Origin of the sequence: Zhengella sp. (assembly GCF_041397485.1) — a bacterium.
In the GTDB taxonomy this organism is placed as follows: Bacteria; Pseudomonadota; Alphaproteobacteria; order Rhizobiales; family Rhizobiaceae; genus Zhengella.
This window is the reverse complement of record NZ_JAWKWO010000003.1, coordinates 402,747-420,993: the sequence shown is the minus strand read 5'-3', so window position 1 is coordinate 420,993 and position 18,247 is coordinate 402,747. Positions and strand designations below refer to the sequence as shown.

Genomic DNA, 18,247 nt, shown 5'->3' with positions numbered 1-18,247 from the left:
TTAGGAAGGATGAGGAAAGACCGCGTTGATTGAAATGATAAAAATCAAGCAATTGAAGAAAAATGCAGCCACGCATGGGCTGCGTGGCTGCGCATCGGTTTTCCGCTTCACGGCACCGAGGCCGTGCGGGCGCGTTGTCCGTTACTTCACCTCACCCGTCGGGCGCGGTGTTGACGCCGTCTCGGCAGGCAGCACCGGATAGGTCACTTCCGGCATCTTGCCGGTGAGCGATTCGAGGAATGCCACCATCTTGTCGGCCTCCTCGTCCGTCAGATCCTCGCCAAGCTGGCTCTCACCCATGATCTGCACGGCGACCTTGAGATCCCAGACGAGGCCCGAATGGAAGTAGGGCGCCGTTTCCGCGATATTGCGCAGCGGAGCGGCGCGGAACACATATTCGTCATCGGCGGTTTCGGTGACGGCAAATCGGCCCTTGTCGCCGGCTGGCAGGATGTCGGCACCGGGCTTTTCGATCAGGCCGAACGGATAGTAGCCGTTCCCGCCAAGGTTGACGCCGTTGTGACAGGCCGTGCAGCCCTTGTCGATGAACAGCGCCATGCCTTCCTTCTGCATGGCGCTCATCGCGTTGTCGTCACCGTTCAGATAGGCATCGAACGGGGCCGGCGTCGTCAGCGTTGCCTCGAATGCCTCGATGGCCTTGGCGAAATTGTCGAAGGTCACGGGATCGGCTTCCTCCGGGAAGGCCGCCTTGAACCATTCGACATATTTCGGCATCGAATTGAGCGTGGCGATGACGTTATCGGGCGTGTTGGCCATTTCGACGCCGGCCTGGACCGGCCCCTTGGCCTGAGCCTTCAGGTCGTCGGCGCGGCCATCCCAGAACTGGGCAATGTTGAAGACTGCGTTGAGAACGGTCGGCGAATTGCGCGGCCCCTTCTGCCAGCCATGGCCGATTGACGTCGGCATGTTGTCATCGCCACCGGTCGCGAGATTGTGGCACGAATTGCACGAGAACACGCCCGAAGCCGACATGCGCGGATCGAAGAACAGCGCCTTGCCGAGTTCGATCTTTTCCGGCGTGATCGGATTGTCGGCAACCGCGGGAACCGTTGATGGCAAGGGCTTGAAAGCCTCCATCGCCTTCTCGCGCAACTCGTCCGCCGTGGCCAGGGAAACTGCACTTGCGCTCGCCAGTGCGGCCGCGAGCAAGACCGTTTTGAACCGTTTCATGGTGAACCCCCTTTTGGTTCCGGTTACGGGGGCAGTCTCCACCATGAAGACTTCAGAATATTGACATAAATCAATGAGCTGAGAGACTTCCGCACGATTCCCTTGCGACATTTTCGCATCGCCACACGTCCGGCTCAGCCGGACTGGCAATTGCGGCACAGACCATGCATTTCCACCACGGAACGCGCCGGGCGGAAGCCCGCCTGCCGGGCGATGACCCGCAGGCGCGCGCCCAGATCCGCATCGCCGATCTCGCGGACCTGACCGCATGAATCGCAAATCGCGAAAGCGATGGTTTCGTGGCTCTCGCAACCCGGATGGCGGCAGGCAACGAAGGCATTGAGGCTTTCCAGCCGGTGTACCATGCCCAGTTCCACCAGCTTTTCCAGCGCCCGGTACACCTGCAAGGGCGCGCGAAAGCCGGCATCGCGCAGCTTGTCGAGAATCCCGTAGGCGCTGAGCGGCCCTTCCGAAGTCGACAGGGTTTCCAGCACAAGCGCCTGGTTGCGCGTCAGGTCAGGCATTGCATGATCTTGGTCAGCCATGACCTTCTCCCTTCCTGCCGCCGCCGGCCATCCCGTAGCCAAGCGGCACGAGCGACAGCGCAAACAGCATCAGCGCGGCGACCACGACGGAAGGTCCCGACGGCGTATCCCATTGCAGCGAGCCAAACAGGCCGCCGGCAACCGCCGCCACGCCGATCGCGGAGGCCAGAAGCGCCATTTGCTCCGGCCCGGAGGCAAACCGTCTGGCTGTCGCCGCCGGGATGATCAGCATCGCGGTGATCAGAAGCACGCCGATGATCTTCATGGCAATGGCGATCACGCCGGCCATCAGCAGCATGAAGACGATGTTGGCGCGTTGCGGCCGCATGCCTTCCGCCTCGGCGATTTCCGGGTTCACGGTGGCTGCGAAAAGCGGCCGCCAGACTGCGGCCAGAACGGCCAGCACGGCCAGGCCGCCGCCCCAGATCAACACCAGGTCCGATTTCGATACCGCCAGGATATCGCCGAACAGCAGCCCCATCAGGTCCACGCGCACCCAGGTCATGAAGGCGAGGACGACAAGCCCCAGCGCCAGCGAGGAATGCGACAGGAGGCCGAGCAACGCGTCGGAGGAAAGGCTGGCCCTGCGCTGCAGAACCAGAAGGGCGAGCGAAACGAGCGCAGACACGGCAAAGACCGCCAGGGTCAGGTCGACTTGCAGCAGGAGGCCAAGCGCCACGCCGAGAAGCGCTCCATGAGAGAGCGTGTCGCCGAAATAGGCGAGCCGCCGCCAGACGATGAAGCAGCCGAGCGGCCCCGCCACGAGCGCGACGCCCATGCCCGCCAGAAGGGCGCGGATGAAGAAATCGTCAAGCATTCCGGCCCGTCCCGTGTCCGTCTTCCGGCGCGTCGTGGCCGCCGCCATGCGTCAGGTCCGGCCCATGACGATGCTCATGGTGGTGATGCCCGTCACCTGGATGGCAATGGTCGGTGACCGTGCCGTCAGCATGGCGCACCCGGCCATCCGGCAGATGCGTGTGATCGTGGTGATGCTCGTAGATGGCCAGTGCCGGCGCGGCCTGGCGGCCGAACAGCCGGCGGTATTCCGGGCTTGAGGCAACGGCCTTGGGCGTGCCCGAGCAGCAGACATGGCCGTTCAGGCAAAGCACGCGATCCGTTGCTGCCATGACGACATGCAGATCATGCGAGATCAGCAGCACACCGCAGCCCAGATCGTTGCGGATCTGCCCGATCAACTCGTATAGCGCGATTTCGCCTGTGAAATCGACCCCCTGCACCGGCTCGTCGAGAACCAGGAGGTCCGGCTTGCGGGCGATCGCACGCGCCAGAAGCACCCGCTGGAACTCGCCGCCGGACAGCGTGCGAACCTCCGCCTTGTGCAGATGCGCAATGCCCGTGGCGTCCATCGCCCGCCTTGCCTCGTCCTCGCTGACCTTGCCGGTCAGATGCATGAAGCGGCTGACATGGAGCGGCAGGGTCCAGTCCACCGACACCTTCTGCGGCACATAGGAGACGACCAGTCCGGCGCGCCGCCGCACCGCACCTTCGTCGGGACGCAGGATGCCGAGCGCCATCTTGGCTGTCGTCGACTTGCCGGACCCGTTTGGCCCGACAAGCGTCACGATTTCGCCCGCTGAAAGCGACAGGTCGACACCGCGCACCAGCCAGCGTCCGGAACGGTAAATCCCGGCCTGTTCGAGAGTGAAGAGACTGGAAGGCGATGCGGCCATGAAGAACGGTTTCCGGTGTCGGTTGCGCGGGCCCGCGCTTTTGCCCGGCGCCCTTGCGCCTTTCTATCGCATACGTTATACAATTACACAATCGCGTAACAAAATAACATTACATAAGCCCCTCCGTCAGTTGCAAAGGTTCAAAGATGAAGCGCCTCGCCTCACTTATTCTCGCTTCGGGATTTGCGTTCGCCGCGCCGCACCCTGTCTTGGCCGATATCACGGTGGCGGCCTCCATCAAGCCGGTTCATTCGCTGGTTGCCGCCGTCATGCAGGGAACAGGCGAACCGGGCCTGATCGTCGAAGGCGCCGGCTCGCCGCACACCTATGCCCTCAAGCCTTCGCAGGCCCGCCTGCTTCAGGAAGCCGATCTCGTCTTCTGGGTCGGCCCGACCCTGGAGGCCTTCCTGGAAAAGCCGCTGGAGACCATTGCGGCGAAGGCCGAGGCTGTCGAACTTTTCGATGTGGCCGGTCTCGTCCACCTGCCCTACCGCGAAGGCACGACCTTCGAGCGCCACAAGCATGATGCGGATGAACCTGACAACGAACACGATCACGCTGCCGAAGGCCATGACCATGCAGCCGAGGGGCACGGCCACGAAGATGAAGGGCACGGCCAGGCGGAACATGGCGTGGACGGCCATGTCTGGCTTGATCCGGTGAATGCCAAGGCCCTGGTCGACGAGATCGCTGCTCGCCTTGCGGCCGCTGATCCGCGCAATGCGGCAACCTACCGCGCCAATGCCGCATCCACGCGCCAGCGCCTCGACGCCCTGATCGGCGACGTGCAAGCAAAGATCGATCCGGTTCGCGACCGGCCATTCATCGTCTTCCACGATGCCTACCAGTATTTCGAGAACCGGTTCGGCCTTCAGGCCGCGGGTTCCGTGACCCTCTCGCCGGAACATGCGCCCGGTGCGGAGCGCATCGCCGCCATTCACGCCAAGATCGGTCAGCTTTCCGCCGCCTGCGTCTTTTCCGAACCGCAGTTTGAACCGAAACTCATCCAGACGGTTATCGAAGGGACACCGGCGCGCAGTGGTGTGATCGATCCGCTCGGCGCGAGCCTGCCGGCAGGGCCCGATCTCTATTTTGCCTTGATCGGCAATATGGCGAAGGCGCTGCACGATTGCCTGGCCGGCGAGAGCTGAGGCTCCCGTGCGGCCTGCGAAAGGAGTCCGCGATGGAATATCTGCCAGCCGCCCTTCACGACACGATGGCCATGCCTGTAGGCACGGCTTTCACGCGGTTGGCCATGGCAGGAGCCTTTGGCGCCGTCATCGGGCTGGACCGCGAGGCCCGCGATCACGCCGCCGGTTTGCGCACCCATATCCTTGTCTCGCTGGCCGCCTGCCTGTTCACGCTCATCGCCCTCGAACTGTTTGAACGCTTCAGCATGGACGGCGGACGAACCGATCCGATTCGCGTGATCGAGGCCGTGACTGCGGGCGTCGCCTTCCTGGCCGCCGGATCGATTATCCATGCGCGCGGCAATGTCCGCGGATTGACAACCGGTGCGGGCATGTGGCTGGCCGGCGCCGTCGGCCTGTCCGTCGGTGCCGGGCTCTATCTCGTCGCGATTGCCGCCACGGTCATGGCGGTCATCGTTCTGGTGATCATCAAGCGGCTGGAGCCGTGAAGCCGGGGGTTCGGACGCGGCCTATTCGAAGACGATGTTCGGCCCCTTGGATGCCCCCTGCGCCGCCGTTACCCCTTCCCAGACGCGCGCCGCGATATCGCGATACATCTGTGCATGCGGCCCGTCCGGCGCCGAGACAACGACCGGCGAGCCGGCATCGGATGTCTCGCGGATCGTCATTTCCAGCGGCACTTCGCCCAGGAAAGGCACCCCGATGCGCCCGGCTTCATCGCGTGCGCCGCCATGGCCGAAGATGTCATGCCGTTCGCCGCAATTGGAGCAGATGAAATAGCTCATGTTTTCCACGAGGCCGAGCACAGGCACATCGACGCGATTGAACATGTTCAGCCCCTTGCGGGCATCGATGAGCGCAAGGTCCTGAGGCGTCGAGACGATCACCGCGCCGGCCAGGGGCACCGACTGCGCCATGGTCAGTTGCGCGTCCCCCGTGCCGGGCGGCATGTCGACCACCAGCACATCGAGTTCGCCCCATTCCACTTCGTTCATCATCTGCTTGAGCGCCGACATCACCATCGGTCCGCGCCAGATCACCGGCGTGTCCTCGTCCACCATGAAACCCATGGACATGACTTTCAGCCCGTAGCGCTCCATCGGCTTGAGCTTCTTGGCCGATGCAAGTTCCGGATTGCCCGACAGCTTCAGCAGGCGCGGCATGGACGGCCCGTAGATGTCCGCGTCGAGAATGCCGACGGCAAGGCCGAGTTCCTTCAGCCCAAGTGCAAGATTGACGGTCGTCGTCGACTTGCCGACACCGCCCTTTCCCGATGCGACAGCGATGATTGCCTTGATGCCGGGAATCCCGGCCGGCTTGGGCTGCGGCGCCTGGTTGGCCGGCCTGGGCGGTGCCTGCGGCTCCGGCGGCATTTTCGGCGGCTGCGACGGTGCCGCGCCGGGCTTGCGTTCGGCCGTCAGGACAGCCATGGCGGAGGTGATCCCGTCCACCTGCAACGCCGCCGTTTCGGCCGCCTCGCGCAGCGGCTCCAGCTGTTCAGCCTGCTCGGCTGGCACGGAAATCGAGAAAAAGGCCTTTCCGTCGATGATGACGACCTGCGACGTCATCCCGAGGTCGACAATATTGCCCGAACCATCCGGCCCGGCAACGCGCTTGAGCTGTTCGACGACTTGGGACTGGAGATCGGCCACGGCATTCACCATCGTTCACTGCAACTGGTCCGGACATAGGTCATATGCGCGGCTTTGCCAATGGGGCGAAATGACGAAACAGCCACACGTTATGGAAGAATATTCTGATCGACCCGCCGGCCTCATCAAGCGGCGTGATGGGCCTGCAGCCCCGCCTTGAGCGCTGCCGCGCCGGCAGCGATTTCCGCGTCGCCCGGCGAATAGCCAGCCGCCAGGATGCGCCGCGCCAGCATGTGATCGCCAGGCCGGTTCACGCTGTCGACGGCCAGCAGCCTGTCGCCGGCGAAATGATAGACCGAGAAAGCGCCGCTGTCGGTATCGCCGGAAACGAGCCGCCGGTCAGCCCCGGCGGAAAGCCCGGCCATCTGCAGCTTGCGCTCGCCCTGGTCGGACCAGAACCAGGCCACGGCATCGAAGGCTTCCTTGGCGCCAAGCATGGTTTTCGCCACATGGCGCGCCTGGTCGGTCGCGTTCTGCACCGATTCCAGCCGCAGCCGCCGACCGCTGGCCGCATGCGGGAAGCTGACGCAATCACCAATCGCGAAAATGGCCGGATCAGAGGTCGCAAGCCGCCCGTCGACGGCAATGCCGTTATCCGTGTCCAGCCCTGCGGCAACCGCCAGCCCGGTCTCCGGCATTGCGCCGATGCCCGCGATCACGATGTCGGCGGGGATGACCCGCCCACCGGCCACGCGCACCCCGGCCACGTCGCTGCCCTCCACGGCAATCGCCTCGAGCCCGGTATCCGTGAGCACGGTGATGCCGAGGCTCTCGTGATAGGCCTTCATGTGCGCCGAGACTTCCGGCGAAACGGCGCGTCCCAGCAGCCGGTCGGCCATTTCCACCACGGTCACCGCCCTGCCCGCCTGCGCAAACGTCGCCGCCGCCTCCAGCCCGATGAAACCGCCTCCGATCACGGCAATGTCCTGCGCATGCGCCTTGGCGTCGCGCAGCGCTCGCGCGTCATTGGCATTGCGCAGGTAGAACACGCCGCGCGCATCGTGCCCCGGGCATGTCAGTCGCCGCGGCCCGGCTCCGGTCGCCAGCAGCAACCAAGTGTAGGACAGGACCTGCCCGTCATCCAGCGTGACGGTCTGTGCCTTCCTGTCAATGCCCATCGCCGTCTGGCCAAGCATCAGGTCTATCGCATTGTCGGTATAGAAGCCCTCCCCCTTGAGCAATTGCAGGCCGGCATCGGGGGCCTTGAGGAAAGCCTTGGAAAGCGGCGGCTTGTGATAGGGCAGATCCGCATCCTCGGAAATCATTGCGATTTCGCCTTGCCAGCCCTCCTGCCTGAGACTTGCCGCGGCCTGCACCCCGCCATGGCCTGCACCGACGATGATGATCCGATCCGTCACGCTCGCTTCTCCTTCATGATGAGACATGCCAGTCTCCGCTTGCGCGGTTTTGGAATGCCGGTGCGCCCTTGGCAAGTCTTCACAAGGCCCGGCCGACCTCCGCCAGGATGGCATCGCGGTCTCCGTCACGGGCGGGCGAAGGGCGCGGCGCGGGTGCCGGCCTGCCGTCGAAACGCGGCGCGGCCGCGGCCTGCAGGACACCGCCCGGCGCCTGCCAGACACCGCGTGCTGCCATGTGCGGATCGTCCATCGCCTCCTGCGGAGCATGAACCGGCGCCGCGCATGCATCCGACCCCGCAAAGCATTCCGCCCATTCGGCCCGCGTACGGCTGGCAAACAAGGCTTCCAGGCGCCGGTTCAGCGCCGGCCAGCGGCGCTGGTCGAACTGGTGACGGAAATCCGGGTCGTCGGAAAGCCCAAGCTTTTCCAGGAGGATGGCGTAGAATTTGGGCTCGAGGCTCTGGACAGAGAAGAAGCCGCCATCCTTGGTGCGATAGGTCCGGCTCCAGTGTGGGCCATCGAGCAGGCTGCGTCCGCGTTCCATCGCCAGGCCGCCCGCCTGTTTCAGCGACATCAGCAGGTTCATCATGTGCGCCGAACCGTCCACGATGGCCGCATCGACAACCGTGCCCTGCCCGCCCACCCTCGCCTTGAAAATGCCCGAAAGCATGCCGATGGCCAGATAGAGCGCGCCGCCGCCGATGTCCCCCACCACCGTTGGCGGCGTGAACGGGCATTCGCCCGCCGGCGAGGCATACCATGCCGCTCCCGAAAGCGAGGCATAGTTGAGATCGTGGCCGGCCTGCAGCGCGCGCGGGCCGTCCTGACCCCATCCGGTCATGCGGCCATAGACAAGCGACGGCCGTACCCCGTGGCAATCTTCGGGTCCAAGCCCGAGCCGCTCCATCACGCCCGGCCGGAATCCCTCGATCAGTCCGTCGGCGGTCTTGACGAGGTCGAGGAAGATGGCCTTGTCATCGGCGCTTTTCAGATCCAGCGCGATGGACCGCTTGCCGCGATCCAGCAGGTTCTCCGCTGGTGCGCCGGGCGCCATCGAACCGTCCGGCCGATGCACCACGATGACATCGGCTCCCAGATCCGCCAGCAGCATGCCGCAGAACGGCCCCGGCCCCAATCCCTCGACCTCGATGATTCGCACGCCCTCCAGCATTCCAGTCCTCCGGTTTCGGTATCGGGCGCAAGGAAAGACCGCCCGGCCTTGCCCGTCAACTCGGGCAGGACTAGTTTCCCCGCCTTGGAACGACAGGAGGAGGGAAGCGATCCATGTTCGAGGGCTTTCGCCACGGCCGGCATGAGACCGGCATGGCCAATATCGCCTATGTGACGGCCGGCGACGGTCCGCCGGTTCTTCTTCTGCACGGCTTTCCGCAGACAAAGGCCATGTGGGCGAAAATAGCGCCGCAACTGGCTGAAAAATTCACCGTGGTGGCCGCCGACCTGCGCGGCTATGGCGATTCGTCGAAGCCGGACAACGGACCCGAGAGCGGCAATTACTGTTTCCGCGCCATGGCCGACGACATGGTTTCGCTGATGCAGGCGCTCGGCCATGACAGCTTCCACCTGGTCGGGCACGACCGGGGCGGGCGCACGGCACACCGCCTGACGCTGGACCATCCGGCCCGGGTGCGCACCCTCACCGTCATGGATATCATCCCCACCCGAACGGTCTTTGCCGAAGGTGGCCCCAAAACCGCTCACGCCTATTATCACTGGTTCTTTCTCGCCCAGCCTTTCCCCTTCCCGGAAACGATGATCGGCCATGATCCCGATCTGTTCTTCGAGAACTGCCTTTCGGGCTGGGGGCCGGACGGCATCGCCGCATTCGATGACGGCCAGCTTGCCGAATACCGCCGCTGCTGGCGCGACCCGGAATCGATTCGGGCCATGTGCGCAGACTACCGTGCCGCCTGGCTGGTGGACTGGCCGATGGACGAAGCCGGCCGCGACATGCGCGTCACCTGCCCCGTCCAGGCACTCTACGGGGCCGAGGGGCTGATGGCCAGGCAGTTCGATGTCACCGCCGAGTGGCGCCGCTGCTGCGACGACGTGACCGGCAGCGCGATGACCGGCGGTCACTTCTTTCCCGATACCGCACCGGATGCCACGGCAACGGCGATCCTGGACTTCCTGTCGCCGTGAACGTCATCCGGTCGCCTGGAGAAGCAGACGGATTGCTATCAGCGTCAGCACCGCGAGGATGATCTTGTCGAAGGTCTCGCGTGAGATGTGGCGCGCCAGCCAGGCGCCAACCGGCATGCCGGCGAAGATCGGCAGGATTGCCGCCGTGCTCAGGAGGAAGCGTTGCCCGTCCATGATGCCATAGGCAAACAGCATCGGGATCTGAACCACGCCCATCATGACGAAGAACACGGTAACGGTGGCGACGAAGGTCCGCCGCTCCAGTTTCATGGCGTTCAGAAAGCTGAGCGAGACCGGCGCCGACAGGCCTGACGCGCCGAACAGGACCCCTGCCAGCGTACCGAAGAACGGCGCCAGCTTCTCGGCCAGCGGGTAGAGCAGCACCCAGCCGGGCCGCGCCAGCCGGAAACCGACATAGACGAAGACCGACAGCGCCACCACGAGCGTCAGCGCATGGCCCGGAAGGTTGGCCAGCAGGACGGTGCCGATGAAGGTTCCGAGCGCGCCGCCCCCGGCGAAGGAAATCATGAAACGCGGTGGCAATCGCTGGCTGCGATAGGTCCACGCCTGCCAGACATTGGCCAGCAGGTTGGGCACCGCGAATATGGCGACGGCGACCGGAACGTTGAAATAGATCGCCATGATCGGCACGGCGAGAATGGGCGCGCCGGCGCCCGTTGCTCCCTTGAGCAGGCCGCCCAGGGCCAGTCCGACAATGGCGAGGATGACACCGGTCATGCCATGCCTATCGGCCAGTCCGGCGGCGAAAGCAAGATGCAGGTGGCTTTTCCCCTGGCTTCAGGCGGTCGTCCCAACCGCCTGAAACCGCTCGCCTCTTCAGCCCGCCGCCGCCAGAAGCGAGGCATTGCCGCCCGCCGCCGTCGTATCCACGCACAAGGCCCGCTCATGCACATAGGCCGATGGCGCCAGCCGCTCGTCGATCAGCCGAACGATGGCTCCCGGCCGGGCCGCCAGCGCCTGACGCACACGCCGCAGATCGTCTTCACCGGCATGCAGCGCCACCGCATCCAGCCTTGCCTCGCCAAGCAGGCTCTCCGCCACGATGCCATTGGCAACCGCCAGCGGCAGCCCCTGGCCCATGAGCGGTTTGAGGGCCTCGTTCGCATCCGGCGCAATGGCCACGACAGCATTGCCGAAGGCCAGCGCCTGAACCGCCTGGTCCAGCAGCACGTCCGGCGAAGGTCCAAGGCACAGCACCAGCCCGCGCGCCGCCAGTGTCAGGCTGTTGCCCTCACCCGTCGGGCCCGGCAGATCGACAGGCCCCTGGTCGACACCGGCTGCCGCGGCCACGGCCGGCGCGGCGCGCCCGCGCAGCACCTTGCGCAGATGCGCGATCCGGTCTGTCCGACCCGCCCATTGCAGCGCCGCCTCGGCATCCGGCATCGGCAGTCCGGAAACCGGATCACCCTCCAATGCGCCGGTCTCGCCATCGGCAGGAACCTTGCGGAACCGGCGCAGGTAGAGCGGCCCGCCCGCCTTCGGCCCCGTGCCCGACAGGCCTTCGCCGCCGAAGGGCTGCGAGCCGACAATGGCGCCGATCTGGTTGCGGTTCACATAGACATTGCCGGCATGGATGCGGTCGACGACATGCTGCACGCGGTCATCGATGCGCGTATGCAGGCCGAAGGTCAGACCATAGCCCTTGGCATTGATGGCCGCGATCACCGAATCGAGCTGATCGGCCCTGAAGGTGGCCAGATGCAGGACAGGGCCGAAAATCTCCCGCTCCATCTCTTCGATTCCGCGCACCCGAAGGATGTGCGGCGCCACGAACAGGCCGTCTGCCGGCACGTCCAGCTTCGCCACGAGGCGGCCTTCGCCAGCCTTTTCCTGGCAATAGGCGGCGATGGAAGCGCGCGCCTCCTCGTCGATCACCGGACCTACATCGGTGGCGATGTCCGACGGATCACCCACGCTGAGCGCCTCCATGGCGCCGGTCAGCATGGTTGTCACCTTTGCGGCCACATCCTCCTGGACGTAGAGTACGCGCAGCGCTGAACAGCGCTGGCCCGCGCTCTGGAAGGCCGAGGCCACGGCATCGCGCACAGCCTGTTCAGGCAGGGCGGTGGAATCGACGATCATGGCGTTCAGCCCGCCCGTCTCCGCGATCAGCATGGCGTCCGCCGTACCGGTTTTCGCCAATTGCCGCTCGATGATGCGTGCCACTTCGGTCGACCCGGTGAAGCAGACCCCGTTCAGGCCCGGCAGCGCAGTCAGCGTGGCGCCCACCGCCTCGCCATCGCCCGGCAGCAATTGCAGTACGCCCGCCGGAACCCCGGCCTGATGCAGAAGCTCGACCGCCCGCGCCGCGATCAAGGGGGTCTGTTCGGCCGGCTTTGCCAGAACCGCATTGCCGGTGACCAGCGCCGCAGCCACCTGGCCGGTGAAGATCGCCAGCGGGAAGTTCCACGGCGAGATGCAGGCAATCACGCCGCGCGCCCGCGATCCGGCTTCTGTCTTCGGCGCCTGCGCTGCGTAGTAGTGCAGGAAGTCGATGGCCTCGCGCACTTCGGCAATGGCATCGGCCAGCGTCTTGCCGGCCTCGCGGGCACAAAGCGCGAAGAATTCCTCGGCATGCTTTTCATAAAGCGCGGCGGCGTCCGAAAGGATGGCGCCACGCTGGCGCGCGCCCAGCGCCTCCCATTCCCCTTGTGCCTCGCGCGCCGCATCGTGCGCGGCGATCACATCGTCCCGCGTGGCGTCGAAACACCCGCCCACCGTGTCGCCGGGCACGGCCGGATTGGTCACCGGGTATCCATCGCCAAATGCCGCGCGCCCCGGCACGGTGGGCCGTGCCTGCCATTGATGCGGCGCCATGAAGGGCGCACGCGCGGCCTCCATCGCGGCCAGGTCGAGCGGATCGGTGAAATCGCGCCCGCGCGAATTGGCCCGGTCAGGCTTGAAGACATCGGCCGGGCGGCGAATGGCCGGGTTCGGTGCAGCCCCCGTTTCCAGCACCGAGGCAATCGGATCGCGGGCGATCTCTTCCGGCGGCACGTCCTCGTCGACGATCTGGTGGACAAAGGAGGAATTGGCGCCATTTTCAAGCAGGCGTCGCACCAGATAGGCCAGCAGGTCGGAGTGCTGGCCAACCGGAGCATAGATGCGGCAGCGCGTGCCCTCGCCCTTGCGGATCGCCTCATGCAGCGTCTCGCCCATGCCGTGCAGACGCTGGAACTCGAAACAGTCCTTGTCCGGAGCCATGGCCAGGATCGCGGCGGCCGTATGGGCATTGTGCGTGGCGAATTGCGGATAGATGCGGTCTGTCATGGACAGGAGCTTGCGCGCGCATGCCAGGTAGGAAACATCGGTGTGGGTCTTGCGGGTGAAGACCGGGTAGCCCGGCAATCCCATCACCTGCGCCCGCTTGATCTCGCTGTCCCAATAGGCGCCCTTGACGAGCCGCACCATGATGTGCCGGTCATGCTTCGTGGCAAGCGCATGAAGCCAGTCCAGCACGAAGGGCGCGCGCGGCCCGTAGGCCTGCACCACCACGCCGAAACCGTCCCAGCCTTCGAGCGACGGATCGGAAAGCACCCGCTCGATCACGTCCAGCGAGATATCCAGCCGGTCGGCCTCTTCCGCATCGATGTTGAGCCCCATGCGGGCATCTTTTGCTGCCTTGGCAAGCGCCAGAAGCCGCTCTGTCATCTCCGGCAGCATGGTCTCGCGCTTGACCGCCTCGTAGCGTGGATGCAGCGCGGACAGCTTGACCGAAATGCCGGGATTGTGGCGAATGTCTGGCCTGTTGGAAGACCGCGCCAGTTCCGCGATAGCGCCGGCATAGGCGTCGAAGTAGCGCTCGGCATCCTCCGCCGTACGCGCCGCCTCGCCCAGCATGTCATAGGAATAGAGGTAGCCCTTGGCGATCAGGTCGCGCCCGCGCTTCACCGCTTCGCCGATATTGCGGCCCAGCACGAACTGGTCGCCCATCTCGCGCATCGCGGCCCCCACGGCCCGCCGGATCACCGGCTCGCCCAGACGGCGCACGAGCGAAAGCAGGGTGCCTTCGATGCCGCGCTCCTCCTCGTCGTCCAGCACGCGGCCCGTCAGCATCAGCGCCCATGTCGAGGCGTTGACCATGATGGACGAGGAATGGCCCTGATGCGCCGACCAGTCATGCGGTGTGATCTTGTCGCGGATCAGGTCGTCCACGGTTTCGGCGTCGGGCACGCGCAGCAGCGCTTCCGCCAGGCACATCAGGGCCACGCCCTCGCCGGTGGAGAGGCCATATTCGCCCAGGAAGCTTTCCATCATGGTCGGCGCCGAGGACGATCGCACCGTGCGCACCAGGCCGGCTGCACGCGCCGAAATCGCCGACCGGTCGCCTTCAGACAGGTCCGCAGTCTCGATCAGCCGCATGACGGCGGCGCTCTCATCGGCGATCATGTGCGTGCGCATCCCGGCGCGGATGTGGTCGAGATCAGGCTTGGTCATGGCGGGCCTCCACAATCGGTTTTTTCCAGAATACCACGTGACCACAGACCTTTTGGCTTGCCAATGGCTTACAGGAAGTCTATTCGACCAAATTTAATTGAAAATAAACACCATTTGAACTGGAAAATTGATGACTATGGACCAACTGGACCGCATAGACCGCACCATTCTCAAGATTCTTGCCCGTGACGGACGCATTTCCATGGCCGCGCTGGCCGAACAGGCAGGCCTGTCGAAGACGCCGGTTCAGGCGCGGGTGAAGCGGCTGGAAAACGAGGGCTATATCCGTGGCTATGTCGCCCTTGTCGATGCCGAGCGCATGGGCCAGGGCCATATCGCCTTCGTGCAGGTTTCCCTGACCGACACGCGCAGCCACGCCCTCGATGCGTTCAACCGGGCCGTCCAGAATGTTGCCGAGATCGAGCAATGCCACATGATCGCCGGCAGTTTCGATTATCTTCTCAAGATCGCACCACGGACATCGCAGCCTATCGCACGGTCTTGGGCGAAAAGATCTCATCCCTCCCCCATGTTTCGAAAACATCCACATTCGTGGCCATGGAGACGGTCAAGGAGCGGTGATAGCCTGCCGGCACGATGAACCGGCCCGCGAAAGGGTTGCGCCCATGATGCCGACAGACCTTGCAGCCGCCGCCCTTGGCGCAGCCGGTGTCTACGCGCTCGTTCGCCTCGCAGCCGGAGCCGTGCTTTCCGGGCAGCGGACGCAGGCCGTTCTCGCCAGGCTTCCCGCCAGCCATCACGATCCCGTTGCCCTGCAAATCCATGGTCTGCTCGACTACTGGATCGGGCCGCGGACTCCCATGCGCCGATTCCTTGCCGCCACTCTTGTGGCCACGCTGACCGGTACGGCCATCGCGCTGCTGGCGTTCATTGCCGGCCTGCCGCCCTACTTTGCCGCCTTCGGTTCCAGCGGCGGGCTGTGGGCCTTCGTCAGCCGCTTCATTGCCAGCCAAAGCGTGGTTGCCTTCGTGGTGAACTACCTTTCCTTCACCGCGCTCGGCCTTGCCGCGCGATCCGTCGCCATCGCCCGGCCGCCGCGCCTCCTTGTGTTCACGCTGATGGATTTCGCTGCAAGGATTGCGCTCTTCGGCGGCATTTCCGCCGGCATCTACGCCGCCTATGCGCGCCTTGCCGGCAGTTTCGGCGGGTCATGGCGAACCGCCGTCGCCGTGGTGCCGGAAACGATGCTGAGCGCGAGCCGGTTCAACAACCTGACCGGCGTTGTCCTCTACGGGGTTGTCGCCAGCAGCTTTCCGCTGTTCCTGGCCCTGGCTTATCGCTTTCCACCCGCCCGCACGTCCATGCACGCGGCGACGGCCCGCATGGCCGCCGCCCTTTCGCTCGCCGCCTTCGCACTGTCGCTGGCAGCAGCAGGCTAGGCTCACCTAAAGGCCCAGTCCGCCGATGCAGACATATTTGGTGTCGAGATAATCCTCGATGCCCTGATGGCCGCCTTCCTTGCCCAGCCCGCTTTCCTTCAGGCCGCCGAAGGGCGCTTCCACGGTGGTGATGATGCCCTCGTTGATGCCGATCAATCCGTATTTCAGGCCTTCCATGACCCGGAAGGCACGGCCCATGTGCTGGGTGTAGAAATAGCAGGCAAGGCCGAATTCGGTATCATTGGCCATGGCGATCGCCTCGTCCTCCGTCTTGAACCGGTAGACCGGCGCCACGGGGCCGAAGATTTCCTCCTTCATGAACTTCATGTCGGTGGTCGCCTCGGCAATGACGGTTGGCGAGAAGAACGTGCCGCCCAGTTCGTGCCGCTTGCCACCGGCCAGGATCTTGCCGCCCTTGCTTTCGGCATCGGCAATGAAGTCTTCCACCTTTTCCACCGCGTTCATGTCGATCAGCGGCCCCTGGTTCACCCCCTCTTCCAGACCGGGGCCGACCTTCAGCTTCCTGGTTGCAGCCGCCAGCTTTTCAACGAATGCGTCATAAATGCCGTCCTGCACGAAGAACCGGTTCGTACACACGCAGGTCTGCCCGGAATTGCGGTACTTGGCTGCAATGGATCCTTCCACGGCACGGTCGATATCGGCATCGTCGAAAATCAGGAAGGGAGCATTGCCGCCCAGTTCCATCGACACCTTCTTCACGGTCGATGCCGCCTGCTTGAGAAGGATCTTGCCGACATCGGTCGAGCCGGTGAAGGTGATCTTCTTGATCAGCGGATTCTCGCAGATTTCCTGGCCGATCTCGCTGGCCGAACCCGTCACGACATTCAGCACGCCCCTGGGAAAGCCGACCTGCTCGGCGAGCACGCCCCAGGCAATGCCCGAATACGGCGTCTGCGAGGCAGGCTTGACCACTGCCGTGCATCCCGCTGCCAGTGCCGGGCCGATCTTTCGCGCCAGCATGGACGAGGGAAAGTTCCAGGGCGTGATGGCACCGATGACGCCTGTGGCCTCCTTGGTCACCAGAATGCGCCGGTCCGCCCAGGGCGACGGCACGACGTCGCCATAGACGCGCCGCCCCTCTTCGGCATACCACAGCACATAGGCCGCCGACATGCCCACCTCGCCTTTTGCCTCGGCAAGGGGCTTGCCCTGCTCCATCGTCAGCAGTTCGGCCAGTTCGTCCTGGTTGTCCATGATCGCATCATGCAGCTTGCGCAGCATTTGCGAACGGTGCAGCGCGGACGTCTTCTTCCAGGCGTGGAAGGCGTCCTCCGCCGCTTCGATGGCGCGCCGGGTTTCGGATTTGCCGGATTTCGGCACGCCCCCGATGCGCTCTCCGCTGGCCGGGTTGACGACATCGATCATGGCGCCGGAATCGGCCTGCACCCATTCCCCGTTGATGAAATTGGCCTCGCGCAGGAATGCGCTGGATTTCTTGAGCATGGTCTCACTCCCTCTTGCTGCCGTGGCATTCCTGCCCACCGGCATGAAAAATACGTCACCGGCCAACGCGATGGCGCGCCGGTTTGATCCCGTCGGCGCGGACGATGCGACGAATTTCCCCGGCCATCAAGACCGGTGCTTGCAACGTTCCGCTTCAGCCGAAAACCGCCCGCGCCAGCATGATCCAGACCGCCGTCGAGAACAGCGCCGTGGCAGTGCCCAGGGTCATGGCGCTGGCCGCCAGCGCCTGGCCCGTTCCGAAACGGGTCGCGATCAGGTAGGAATTGACGCCGGCCGGCAGCGCGGCCGCCATGACTGCAACCTCTGCCACGGGCGCCGGAAGACCGGCGACCCAAGCAAGCCCGAGCGCGATTGCGGGCATGAGGAAAAGCTTCAGCCCGGCCAGCGCGGCGGCTGCCCGCAGGTTTCCGGCCAGTCCGAAATCGTTCAGCGACATGCCCATGGCGAAAAGCGCCACCGGCCCGGCCACACCGGCCAGCGCATCCACCATGCGCGGCAGGGGCGCCGGCATGTCGAGGCCGGTCAGGCGCCATGCCAGTCCGGCCAGGATGCCTAGAATCAGCGGATTGACGAAGAGGCGGCGCAGGAATGTGCGCACCACATCGCGCATGTTCACCGTCCCGCTGTCCCGGCTGGCCCATTCGAAAAGGATGATCGACGCCGACATCATGACCGGCAGATGCACCGCGATGATGAGCGACAGCGTTTCGAAACCCGACTGGCCGAGCAGGCTGAGAATGAGGGGGATGCCAAGCAGCACGAGGTTGGAAAAGGCCGATGAGACACCTGCAACGACACCGGCGCGCCTGTCCCGGCCGAAAACCGCGCGGATCGTCCCGTGCCCCGCAGCCCATGTCAGCGCGACGGCGCCGAAATACACCGCCCAGAGCAGCCACGGCGCCGAGCCGGAGAAGTCGGCGCCCGCCATGGTGCGGAACAGCAGCACCGGCGCGGCGATGGTGACGGCGAAATCGGCCAGTCCCTCCCCGGTGCCCTTCCTGAGCACGCCGAATCGCGCTGACAGCCAGCCGAGCCCGACCAGCCCGAAGACGTATAATATGGTCACTGCCGAGTCGTTCATGGCGTCGCAGTACCGCCCGCGCAACGGGCTGGCAAGCAGGCTTGCCGCAGCGCAAGCAGCGCCGGCAGGGCCGAT

At 64.9% G+C, this 18,247-nt stretch carries 15 protein-coding genes and 1 pseudogene; 5 read left to right on the top strand and 11 right to left on the bottom strand.

Annotated elements, in window-relative coordinates; all coding sequences use genetic code 11:
* Nucleotides 1-141: 141 nt before the first annotated feature.
* The 4 genes from R3D65_RS11635 to R3D65_RS11620 form a co-directional block, all read right to left on the bottom strand.
* On the bottom strand, nucleotides 142-1,191 hold the full coding sequence (locus tag R3D65_RS11635) for a cytochrome-c peroxidase (protein WP_371275382.1): 1,050 nt from the start codon (nucleotides 1,189-1,191) through the stop codon (nucleotides 142-144).
* A gap of 134 nt (nucleotides 1,192-1,325) precedes the next feature.
* On the bottom strand, nucleotides 1,326-1,736 hold the full coding sequence (locus tag R3D65_RS11630) for a transcriptional repressor (RefSeq protein WP_371275381.1): 411 nt from the start codon (nucleotides 1,734-1,736) through the stop codon (nucleotides 1,326-1,328).
* Nucleotides 1,729-2,553 carry a metal ABC transporter permease gene (locus R3D65_RS11625; RefSeq protein ID WP_371275380.1) on the bottom strand — a complete coding sequence of 275 codons (825 nt, stop codon included), beginning with the start codon at nucleotides 2,551-2,553 and terminating at the stop codon, nucleotides 1,729-1,731. The genes R3D65_RS11630 and R3D65_RS11625 overlap by 8 nt, the downstream gene beginning before the upstream one ends.
* Nucleotides 2,546-3,427: an ATP-binding cassette domain-containing protein gene (locus R3D65_RS11620; RefSeq protein ID WP_371275379.1), complete on the bottom strand. Its 882-nt coding sequence runs from the start codon at nucleotides 3,425-3,427 to the stop codon at nucleotides 2,546-2,548. Before R3D65_RS11620 ends, R3D65_RS11625 begins: the two co-directional genes overlap by 8 nt.
* Nucleotides 3,428-3,636: 209 nt before the next feature.
* Between R3D65_RS11620 and R3D65_RS11615 the strand changes: the two genes are divergently transcribed.
* Together R3D65_RS11615 and R3D65_RS11610 are read left to right on the top strand one after the other, a co-directional pair.
* On the top strand, nucleotides 3,637-4,578 hold the full coding sequence (locus R3D65_RS11615) for a zinc ABC transporter substrate-binding protein (protein ID WP_371275378.1): 942 nt from the start codon (nucleotides 3,637-3,639) through the stop codon (nucleotides 4,576-4,578).
* Nucleotides 4,579-4,610: 32 nt separating this feature from the next.
* Nucleotides 4,611-5,066: an MgtC/SapB family protein gene (locus R3D65_RS11610; protein ID WP_371275377.1), complete on the top strand. Its 456-nt coding sequence runs from the start codon at nucleotides 4,611-4,613 to the stop codon at nucleotides 5,064-5,066.
* Between the two features lie 21 nt (nucleotides 5,067-5,087).
* On the opposite strand, the gene R3D65_RS11605 is transcribed toward R3D65_RS11610, so the two are convergent.
* The 3 genes from R3D65_RS11605 to R3D65_RS11595 all read right to left on the bottom strand — a co-directional run bounded on the left by R3D65_RS11605 (nucleotide 5,088) and on the right by R3D65_RS11595 (nucleotide 8,759).
* Nucleotides 5,088-6,242, bottom strand: coding sequence for a P-loop NTPase (locus tag R3D65_RS11605; RefSeq protein WP_371275376.1), 1,155 nt, complete (start codon nucleotides 6,240-6,242; stop codon nucleotides 5,088-5,090).
* A gap of 113 nt (nucleotides 6,243-6,355) precedes the next feature.
* Complete coding sequence (locus tag R3D65_RS11600) at nucleotides 6,356-7,588, bottom strand: NAD(P)/FAD-dependent oxidoreductase (RefSeq protein WP_371275375.1); 1,233 nt, start codon at nucleotides 7,586-7,588, stop codon at nucleotides 6,356-6,358.
* A gap of 79 nt (nucleotides 7,589-7,667) precedes the next feature.
* The gene (locus tag R3D65_RS11595) at nucleotides 7,668-8,759 is read right to left on the bottom strand and encodes a CaiB/BaiF CoA transferase family protein (RefSeq protein ID WP_371275374.1); all 1,092 of its coding nucleotides are present in this window, start codon (nucleotides 8,757-8,759) and stop codon (nucleotides 7,668-7,670) included.
* 113 nt (nucleotides 8,760-8,872) lie between these two features.
* Here R3D65_RS11595 and R3D65_RS11590 point away from each other — a divergent pair, with 113 nt between their 5' ends.
* Nucleotides 8,873-9,748: an alpha/beta fold hydrolase gene (locus R3D65_RS11590; RefSeq protein ID WP_371275373.1), complete on the top strand. Its 876-nt coding sequence runs from the start codon at nucleotides 8,873-8,875 to the stop codon at nucleotides 9,746-9,748.
* 3 nt (nucleotides 9,749-9,751) lie between these two features.
* Here R3D65_RS11590 and R3D65_RS11585 read toward each other — a convergent pair whose 3' ends face one another.
* On the bottom strand, nucleotides 9,752-10,486 hold the full coding sequence (locus tag R3D65_RS11585) for a sulfite exporter TauE/SafE family protein (RefSeq protein ID WP_371275372.1): 735 nt from the start codon (nucleotides 10,484-10,486) through the stop codon (nucleotides 9,752-9,754).
* A gap of 99 nt (nucleotides 10,487-10,585) precedes the next feature.
* Complete coding sequence (gene putA / locus R3D65_RS11580) at nucleotides 10,586-14,206, bottom strand: bifunctional proline dehydrogenase/L-glutamate gamma-semialdehyde dehydrogenase PutA (RefSeq protein WP_371275371.1); 3,621 nt, start codon at nucleotides 14,204-14,206, stop codon at nucleotides 10,586-10,588.
* 130 nt (nucleotides 14,207-14,336) lie between these two features.
* Between putA and R3D65_RS11575 the strand changes: the two are divergent.
* Together R3D65_RS11575 and R3D65_RS11570 are read left to right on the top strand one after the other, a co-directional pair.
* Nucleotides 14,337-14,788, top strand: a pseudogene (locus R3D65_RS11575) (Lrp/AsnC ligand binding domain-containing protein).
* 44 nt (nucleotides 14,789-14,832) lie between these two features.
* Complete coding sequence (locus R3D65_RS11570; protein WP_371275370.1) at nucleotides 14,833-15,606, top strand: hypothetical protein; 774 nt, start codon at nucleotides 14,833-14,835, stop codon at nucleotides 15,604-15,606.
* 6 nt (nucleotides 15,607-15,612) lie between these two features.
* Here the strand turns inward: R3D65_RS11570 and R3D65_RS11565 are convergent, their stop codons facing one another.
* Nucleotides 15,613-17,070 (bottom strand): NAD-dependent succinate-semialdehyde dehydrogenase, encoded by a 1,458-nt coding sequence (locus R3D65_RS11565; RefSeq protein ID WP_371275369.1) that lies wholly within the window; start codon nucleotides 17,068-17,070, stop codon nucleotides 15,613-15,615.
* A gap of 154 nt (nucleotides 17,071-17,224) precedes the next feature.
* On the bottom strand, nucleotides 17,225-18,172 hold the full coding sequence (locus R3D65_RS11560) for an AEC family transporter (protein ID WP_371275368.1): 948 nt from the start codon (nucleotides 18,170-18,172) through the stop codon (nucleotides 17,225-17,227).
* Nucleotides 18,173-18,247: the final 75 nt, after the last annotated feature.

Excerpts from the sequence above, each read along its gene's own strand:
- R3D65_RS11625 (WP_371275380.1), bottom strand. The coding sequence starts at position 2,553 with ATGCTTGACGATTTCTTCATCCGCGCCCTTCTGGCGGGCATGGGCGTC.
- R3D65_RS11570 (WP_371275370.1), top strand. The coding sequence starts at position 14,833 with ATGATGCCGACAGACCTTGCAGCCGCCGCCCTTGGCGCAGCCGGTGTC.
- R3D65_RS11610 (WP_371275377.1), top strand. The coding sequence starts at position 4,611 with ATGGAATATCTGCCAGCCGCCCTTCACGACACGATGGCCATGCCTGTA.
- R3D65_RS11620 (WP_371275379.1), bottom strand. The coding sequence starts at position 3,427 with ATGGCCGCATCGCCTTCCAGTCTCTTCACTCTCGAACAGGCCGGGATT.
- R3D65_RS11595 (WP_371275374.1), bottom strand. The coding sequence starts at position 8,759 with ATGCTGGAGGGCGTGCGAATCATCGAGGTCGAGGGATTGGGGCCGGGG.
- putA (WP_371275371.1), bottom strand. The coding sequence starts at position 14,206 with ATGACCAAGCCTGATCTCGACCACATCCGCGCCGGGATGCGCACGCAC.
- R3D65_RS11605 (WP_371275376.1), bottom strand. The coding sequence starts at position 6,242 with ATGGTGAATGCCGTGGCCGATCTCCAGTCCCAAGTCGTCGAACAGCTC.
- R3D65_RS11560 (WP_371275368.1), bottom strand. The coding sequence starts at position 18,172 with ATGAACGACTCGGCAGTGACCATATTATACGTCTTCGGGCTGGTCGGG.
- R3D65_RS11635 (WP_371275382.1), bottom strand. The coding sequence starts at position 1,191 with ATGAAACGGTTCAAAACGGTCTTGCTCGCGGCCGCACTGGCGAGCGCA.
- R3D65_RS11565 (WP_371275369.1), bottom strand. The coding sequence starts at position 17,070 with ATGCTCAAGAAATCCAGCGCATTCCTGCGCGAGGCCAATTTCATCAAC.
- R3D65_RS11585 (WP_371275372.1), bottom strand. The coding sequence starts at position 10,486 with ATGACCGGTGTCATCCTCGCCATTGTCGGACTGGCCCTGGGCGGCCTG.
- R3D65_RS11590 (WP_371275373.1), top strand. The coding sequence starts at position 8,873 with ATGTTCGAGGGCTTTCGCCACGGCCGGCATGAGACCGGCATGGCCAAT.
- R3D65_RS11630 (WP_371275381.1), bottom strand. The coding sequence starts at position 1,736 with ATGGCTGACCAAGATCATGCAATGCCTGACCTGACGCGCAACCAGGCG.